Source organism: Lewinella cohaerens DSM 23179, assembly GCF_000379805.1.
In the GTDB taxonomy this organism is placed as follows: Bacteria; Bacteroidota; Bacteroidia; order Chitinophagales; family Saprospiraceae; genus Lewinella; species Lewinella cohaerens.
In genome coordinates this window covers 1-7191 of sequence record NZ_KB903580.1, presented here as the reverse complement: position 1 = coordinate 7191, position 7191 = coordinate 1, and the positions used below count along the sequence as shown (strand labels likewise).

Below are 7191 nucleotides of genomic sequence, written 5' to 3'. Positions count from 1 at the left end.
CCGAGACTTTGAAGTGGACTGTAATAGTGGACGTAAACGGGTAAATATCAACGGCGCAATCAACGCACTTAAGCCTGAACACTTGGTTTATGACATCACTGATTCTATCAATGCTCAGTCTACCCAACGGCTGTGTCGGCAATTATTGAAGAAACATCCGAAAAAGAAAATATATCTGATTTGTGATAATGCCCGGTATAATCGCAATAGAATGCTTCAGGATTGGGCCGCTGATCAGCGTATAGAATTTGTATTTCTCCCCCCGTATTCCCCTAATTTGAATTTAATCGAGCGGCTTTGGAAGTTTATGCGTAAAAAAGCCATCAGCTCTATTTACTACGATACGTATTCAAAATTCAAAGACGGAATAATTGATTTCCTCAATGACACTAAGTCATACAAGTCGGAGTTGCGCAGGCTACTAACGTTGAATTTTCGTTCAGTAGGTGGGGCTTCTGTGTACGCCCAAACCACTTAGGGACGGGTATAGCAACCGACAATTTAGGCTCTAAAGAAAAATCAGACTTTCCTGATAGTTTTGGTTGTGGAATATTTGTCTTTTTAACTGTTGGCGGAGAGAATACCTTTTTAGTTTTGTCATCAATCTTTACATTGATAGCTTGAAAAAATTTATTCTCGCGGAGAATTTTTTCTTTCCTTTTGGTAAAAAGAGTAGGTGTAGTTAGCTTTATTTTGTTATTGAATCGTTCTGCGTAGACAATTGAGTTATTTAGGTTAGCAAAAGTTCTTCTTATTAAACTTTCTTTTTCTTTTATAAAAGCTTTAGAATCAATGTCCGTCACTTCCATTTTTATTATGATGGTTTTTTCAAACATTTCTGTTCCTATATCTCCAAACGACATTACATAAGTACTCGGTCTCACTGAGAGTAATTCAGGAGAGCCTTCATAAGGAATTTTTATTTTAAAAATATAAGAATCGACCTGATACTTCTCATCATAAGCTCTAAAGTTATCAACCCACCTCTTTTTGACTTTAGGCTCCTCTATTAACTCTTGATCAAAGTGAATCACAAGTGGTTCAACAGAAAACTCATTGATCAAAAAACTAATATACTCTTCTTCGTTTACTCCAATCAAATAGTTTTTATCTTCCGATTCTATTTTTTTCGTTATTAAATCAATTTTTTCATTCTCAAAATCGATACTACTAATTTCATTAAAAGCTCTAATACTTGCCATGGTTAAATTATTAATCTTTAAGCAAAAGTCTTCATTTTAAAAATGGACTATACGTCCATTTTGGCGTGACTATAAAATTCCTGAGTTACAATGTAAATATATAACATTTAACAAAATGTCTAATTTCGTAATTGTAGCCAACTCCGGCTACTGCGACGTGCGCAGCGAAGCGGAGCATGGACGTAGTAGCAAAGTTGTGTGCTTCTATTTATTTAATAAATCCCTCTTCATTTTTAGAAGATTTTCTAGACTATTGCCATCATAATACCTGTGTAATAACTCATAAATCCGCTTATGATTTTCACAGACTTGATCAATACCCCATCTGTTATATGTAAGAAAAATGAAGTTTGTATTCGCTCGCGTTTCTATTGAGTTAGAATACTTGCTTTTTTTATCTTCATAAGATCTATTTGAAAAAGCAGCATTCTTCTTACGGTTAATCATTGCTAAGTTTCCTAACCTATGTAGCCATTCTTGATGTTCTGACTCTTCTATATCCCATCCCGTATCAGATATAGTTCTTGGCATAAGGTGTTCGATACTTGAACTCTTTCTATCAAAATAAATTTTATTATTTAAATCACCCAAGATTATATCGAGTTTAAGAAGAAGGTATCTTAGTTTATTAACTCTAGTCCCACTAAATGAACCAAAATTTTCTTTATTAATCAAGTCATATAAATCATGTATATCAATTTTTGTTGTAGCATTCTCGTCATCGTAATCATAATTAAGTAATTCACTTGCTAAGAATCTATCTGCTGCTTCAGCAGAAGTCTCATGTAAAGATCTGCTTTTAGAGAATTCTTCCATTTTTCTTAAGAGAATGAAAATACGAGTCTGTCCACCTCTTTTATTTATTAGCCAAGCTGCTGACAACAAATTGTCCAACTTCACTAAAAAGTCAACTATCTTGTATTCACCAAAGCATTCTCTGTAATACATTAATGGAGCCATATACGTATTTCCAAAAACAGATGTTAAAACATAATTTAAATTATAAAACAACTTTCCTGTTTTGCTATCTTCTATAGATCCATCAGTGATTGCCTGATAGTGCTCAATGTATTTACCAACATAATCGAATGTACCAACTCCTTTTCTTAATAAACCTGATTTCCACATGTTTTCAAAAGCCTTTTGTAAGCTTTTATTACTTAGTGACCGGTACTTCATTTTAATAAAAACTAAAGCCCAAAGGAAATCATCAAACTCCCTATACGGCGCACCAATTCCGTCCTCATAAGAGGACCATTTCTCAGCATATCTCTTCTTTTCTGAATCCTGTATTTCTCTTAGATTTTGAGCGCGTAATATATCGCTCACCTGTAATTGCAACCCTCTGCTATTCAATACGGTAAACAGATTATATGCGTCATCTAAATTATCAGGAGTAGCGAGATATAATACTAATACTTTAGACGATAAATATTTAAAGAAATCATTCATGTATTTTTGAATGTCTTCAATTTCATCTTCTTTTTCTATAGTCTTCCAATATTGGCGTATATCTAATATCGCCCTACTCATATTTTTTACTGAAATGGAACTATTTTTATGACTCTGAACTATGCTTATTTCATCAACTTTATTCGTACTTCCTTCTGGAATTAAATATTTATCTAAAAAGTCTTTATCATCTCTTATTTCAAATAAAATTCTATTTCTCTCAGGAATTTGATCAAATTGATCCTCTTCCTGTTGCATACGATCTTGAACCTTACTTTTTAACTTCTTACTACTTGATAGATCTCTTATTACTCCTTGAATAAGATAAAGAGTAATAAATCTCTGTTGCCCATCTAGTATATCTTGAGTTAAAAACTTTATATCATTATTCTCAACAGTTTTAGTATTCCATATCATGCAACCAAGGAAATATTCTTTCTCATTATCCCTACTCATCGCAGAGCAAATATCATCCAATAAAACATATACCTGTTCTTGCCCCCAAACATACGGCCTCTGATAAGCAGGAATACTATAAAAACTGTCGCTTGAAAAAATATCTTTAATATATTTCTTACCTGTGTCTAAATTGTAACCTTCCATATTCTATGTTTTCGATAATTTGAATTGTTTGTATTACGTTTTTATATACATTTTGTTGCACACAACTCAAGCCTAGGCGCAGGCTGACCGCAGGGAAGCTTGTCGTCCTAGGCTTGAGTTGTGTGCAGAATCATTTTCTATCATCAAGTAACTTTTTCAATCTTGGATTTACTTGGTAAGCATTTAAAGAGTCAACCATTTGAAGAAGAAGTGGCTCTTTTGATCGCACCTCCTCTTCGTCCATGTCAAACTCAATATAATCATTCTGCCCTATTCTAATGAGTTCTGAGTTCAGATAATAAAGCGTGTAAACATATCCATCGATAGGGTCATAAAGCATATCGTTTCTGTACATCCCTGCAACAGGAAATAAGGTCAATACCACCGTGTCTCCATGTAGTAACGAAAATTGTTCAGATTGAAATAACTCAAGATCCACACTCAAAAAATCGACAATATGACTTGGAAACGTTTTTATCATTTCCTGCTTATCGTAAATCATATCTCGATCCATAACCCATACTCCTCTTAGAGAGTCTTTTTTGTAAATCCTATTCTCAACAAATGTGTCAAATCGAAGTAGATATGAAGACTCTGAATGCCAGCCAATTGAATTCAGTATATGCCAATCAATAATGCTCTTATCATATAACGATTGCAAGTCATTATTTACGATGACCTCTGGATAATGTAGTGGTTGTTCTTGACACCCTAAAAACAGAGTACTAACTAACAATATGAATCCTATTCGCACCATCTTCGATTCAGAGTTTATCTTTCAAAAGACGATTTAAGGCACTAATCTCCGCTTCTTTTGAAACACCGACTGAAAGTCAATTGCTAGGTATATCTACAAAGCTAATGGTGCCAATGGCTACAGGGCCCCAAAGCAAAACCGGCAGCTTTGCATTCGATGATTAAACGAAGAATATCCAAGCTGTTCCCTCTTTTTATCACGCTAGCCGCATTACCTAATTTAGAAAATCACTTCCGGTCCCGCAGGGCCGTGTATTTAGTTGCGAGCTTAACGAGCGCCGCTTCATGTCACTCTTGAATACTTGAATCTAACTTGGTTTTTCACTCTCTTTGCGCCCATCTCAAGCTACTGCGACGTGCGACCGAAGGGAGCATGGACGTAGTAGCAAAGTTACACACAGTTTATCTATCTTTTCTCTGGTACTTTCCAAATAATTCACTAGTTGTCAAAACTCCGTCCAACCACTTCACAACATTATTATATCTCTCTTTGTACGCTTCCTCAGTAGACAGAATGGTTGAACCTACTATTTGCTGATCAGAAAGCCATTTGTCTTCATAAATATGTCCCATAAACTCCGTATCAATTTCATTCTCTAAATGCAAAAAGTAATCGTTATTAATACTTCGTGACGGAAGATCAACATCTAAAAAAGCAAATAATCTACTTAAGAAAAACGCACCTTCAGGATTTAAATTAAACTTTGACTTTAGTGACCTGATACCTGGCCTTAACTCCTTAGTACGATCTGGCAGAACATTTACATGGGAGCTATGCAGAAAGTATCTATTAGGTATACAAATAGAATCCAAGAGTTGAAAAGGGTATTCAATCCTATATCGCGTGAAACCTTCCTGCTCCCCTTGATTATGAAAATTTATAATCTTCTTTGCTATTCCATCTGCTGATTTATAATTCGTATCAAAGGCAAATATCCCTTTAAAAAATGGTATAACAGGCTGCACAAAACTAGTTATATCATACAATAATTCTAATGCATCATTCAGCTCTTTGGAATGCAAATTTGACTTAACTTCTATAACCGCCCGAACTGATTCTTTTCGAACAACAACAATATTATTCTCATTAAAAAGTGGTATAAAGTTTAATGAATCATAGATAACAATATCCAACTGCCTAGGAATTCCTTCAATAAACCCACTGGATATTGAAAATTTTGCTGGTAGATATTTTTCTAATGTGTTAATAAGTAGATTTTCTCTGTAAGAACCTACTGTACCTCCATGGTTGATAAGTAAATCTATCCTTCGACTTTTAGCTTCTAGCTCTTCAATGATTGTCGATAAAAATTTACGATGATCAAATTTTTTTTGAGCTTTCTTTGAAGGAGAGAAATAATATCGAGCACTTTTCTTTTGTACTTCGATATCCCCTGCTGCAGTAAGTACTTTAAGAAGAATTGCAGCATCTTTACTCTCTAAGTCTAAGTTTTCTTCAAGATTTCTGAGCAAGACCTTTTCTTCAGAATCCTCCGATGTTAGTCCATAGAGATAACGTAAAATGTATGATGCATACTCAGAATATCTAACACTAATTTTTACGTATTTTGTAGGTGTGTACTTTCGAAATAAACCAAGATAAAAGGGAATTAACTCTCCTTGATAATCATCAACATTTATCCATTTTGTTACATCGCCGCTGGAGAACTCTGGAACTACAAAAACATCACCAGTATCATGTCTTTTATGAATAGCTAGTTTCTTTACCTCTTCATAGTTTTTACTAACGTCAATAACTAGTGGTTCTTGCCTTAAGTCAAACTTCATAAAGTTGCTTTTATCTGATTGTGTGTAACTCAAGCTAGAACGCAGGCTGACCAAAGGGAAGCTTGTCGTGCTAGCAAAGTTGTAGCCAGTTTTATTTTCCTTTATATTTCTTCATCTCATTACCTATCACTTTAAGAAATCGCCATAATGAAATACTTCTTGTTTGAAAATTATTCTTTTATTCATACTTTTTGAAATACATTTTTAATCCTATTAAGTATTGATAGATTCGCAAAAAAAATCATTAACTCTTTGCTTACCAATTGATTTGTGCTGATCTTTTATTAGTTACGATTTTTCATCAAGTATTGGTTAAAAACATAAATTAAACTTATTCTTACCGTCAATAAAATCAGGTTTAAACGCATCATATATAAATTTACCATCATTCTTAATCTGATCTGTAGTGTATTGAATTTCTAAAACACCTCTTTCTGATGTTTTTCTAAATTCATACACAGTGTCTCTTTGCTCGATAAAATTTGTTTTATCAACAGATTTCAAGTAATAGTTGTAGTTAAAAAGTAGGTGGTATTCAATGTCCTTGTGGAATCTGTACATGTTTTTATTTTCTCTTAATAATGAATGAGTTATCATTATATTTTCTTCAATTTCTGTAACCAAGTAATCTAGTTCTGCTAAAGTTTTACCTCTAATTATTGCTAGATTGAATTCTACTGGTACTTCATCTGAATATCTGAGTGCGTAAGATTTAGACACAAATTCTATAAATTCAAAATTTATTCTTTCATATATAACTCCAAATTTATTCTTAATTGTATTTTTGAACCTATTAACAGTTATGTCATGATGTCTTGGTATCGATTCGTTTAATACCGCTTTCATTCCTTTAAAATATTTTTCAATGGCAGTATTTGCCATAATACAACCTTGTAATAATAAATCGTTGATTAATAGTTGCCTTGCTGATAAATAATCTTGGTAAGCAGCCCTGAAAAAGCTAGCAGCATATTGTCCTTGCTCATTATTGAGAACCATTTTTTTAAACTTTCTATTTTCTTCCATCAACATACTATTTATTATTATGAGAGATGTACATTTTGCCTTTATTAGTTCATTTTTCAATAATGATATTTCATGAGATAATTGGCTACAACTATCAAGCCTACCTGCAGGCCGGAGCCTTGCGGAGGCTTGACAGGTAGGCGGAGTTGTGTGCCGTTTAGTTTTTATATTTTTATCTAAATTATTTAAATGGTATTAAAAACCATTTTGAAATAATTATTGATCATAAATATACTCCGTTAGAAAGAAAATATGAGCGGATAAACGGGTTCATACGCCGTCTTTTCAACGGAGGTAAAACGTAGCCAATGTCCTATAGGCGATTTCTCTACTTGATTCCTTATTTATTTTAATAGCCTTTTAT

At 33.4% G+C, this 7191-nt stretch carries 6 protein-coding genes; 1 reads left to right on the top strand and 5 read right to left on the bottom strand.

The window, feature by feature from the left end:
- Positions 1–478: IS630 family transposase (locus A3EU_RS33725; protein ID WP_156825893.1), on the top strand; the 478-nt coding region annotated here is incomplete at its 5' end.
- Here the strand turns inward: A3EU_RS33725 and A3EU_RS0124355 are convergent.
- The 5 genes from A3EU_RS0124355 to A3EU_RS0124335 all read right to left on the bottom strand — a co-directional run bounded on the left by A3EU_RS0124355 (position 390) and on the right by A3EU_RS0124335 (position 6833).
- Complete coding sequence (locus A3EU_RS0124355; protein ID WP_020538812.1) at positions 390–1202, bottom strand: hypothetical protein; 813 nt, start codon at positions 1200–1202, stop codon at positions 390–392. The genes A3EU_RS33725 and A3EU_RS0124355 overlap by 89 nt on opposite strands.
- Positions 1203–1406: 204 nt before the next feature.
- The gene (locus A3EU_RS0124350; RefSeq protein WP_020538811.1) at positions 1407–3257 is read right to left on the bottom strand and encodes a DUF262 domain-containing protein; all 1851 of its coding nucleotides are present in this window, start codon (positions 3255–3257) and stop codon (positions 1407–1409) included.
- 130 nt (positions 3258–3387) lie between these two features.
- The gene (locus A3EU_RS35115) at positions 3388–3771 is read right to left on the bottom strand and encodes a hypothetical protein (protein ID WP_245569401.1); all 384 of its coding nucleotides are present in this window, start codon (positions 3769–3771) and stop codon (positions 3388–3390) included.
- Positions 3772–4415: 644 nt separating this feature from the next.
- Entirely contained in the window at positions 4416–5801 is a 1386-nt protein-coding gene (locus A3EU_RS0124340; protein ID WP_020538809.1) for a DUF6602 domain-containing protein, read from the bottom strand.
- Positions 5802–6113: 312 nt separating this feature from the next.
- A complete protein-coding gene (locus A3EU_RS0124335; RefSeq protein ID WP_020538808.1) occupies positions 6114–6833 on the bottom strand; it encodes a HEPN domain-containing protein in 720 nt (239 codons plus the stop codon).
- Positions 6834–7191 lie beyond the last annotated feature (358 nt).

What these genes read in the sequence shown, in the direction of transcription:
- A3EU_RS0124355 (WP_020538812.1), bottom strand. Translation starts at nt 1,202, where the DNA reads ATGGCAAGTATTAGAGCTTTTAATGAAATTAGTAGTATCGATTTTGAG.
- A3EU_RS0124350 (WP_020538811.1), bottom strand. Translation starts at nt 3,257, where the DNA reads ATGGAAGGTTACAATTTAGACACAGGTAAGAAATATATTAAAGATATT.
- A3EU_RS35115 (WP_245569401.1), bottom strand. Translation starts at nt 3,771, where the DNA reads ATGGATCGAGATATGATTTACGATAAGCAGGAAATGATAAAAACGTTT.
- A3EU_RS0124340 (WP_020538809.1), bottom strand. Translation starts at nt 5,801, where the DNA reads ATGAAGTTTGACTTAAGGCAAGAACCACTAGTTATTGACGTTAGTAAA.
- A3EU_RS0124335 (WP_020538808.1), bottom strand. Translation starts at nt 6,833, where the DNA reads ATGTTGATGGAAGAAAATAGAAAGTTTAAAAAAATGGTTCTCAATAAT.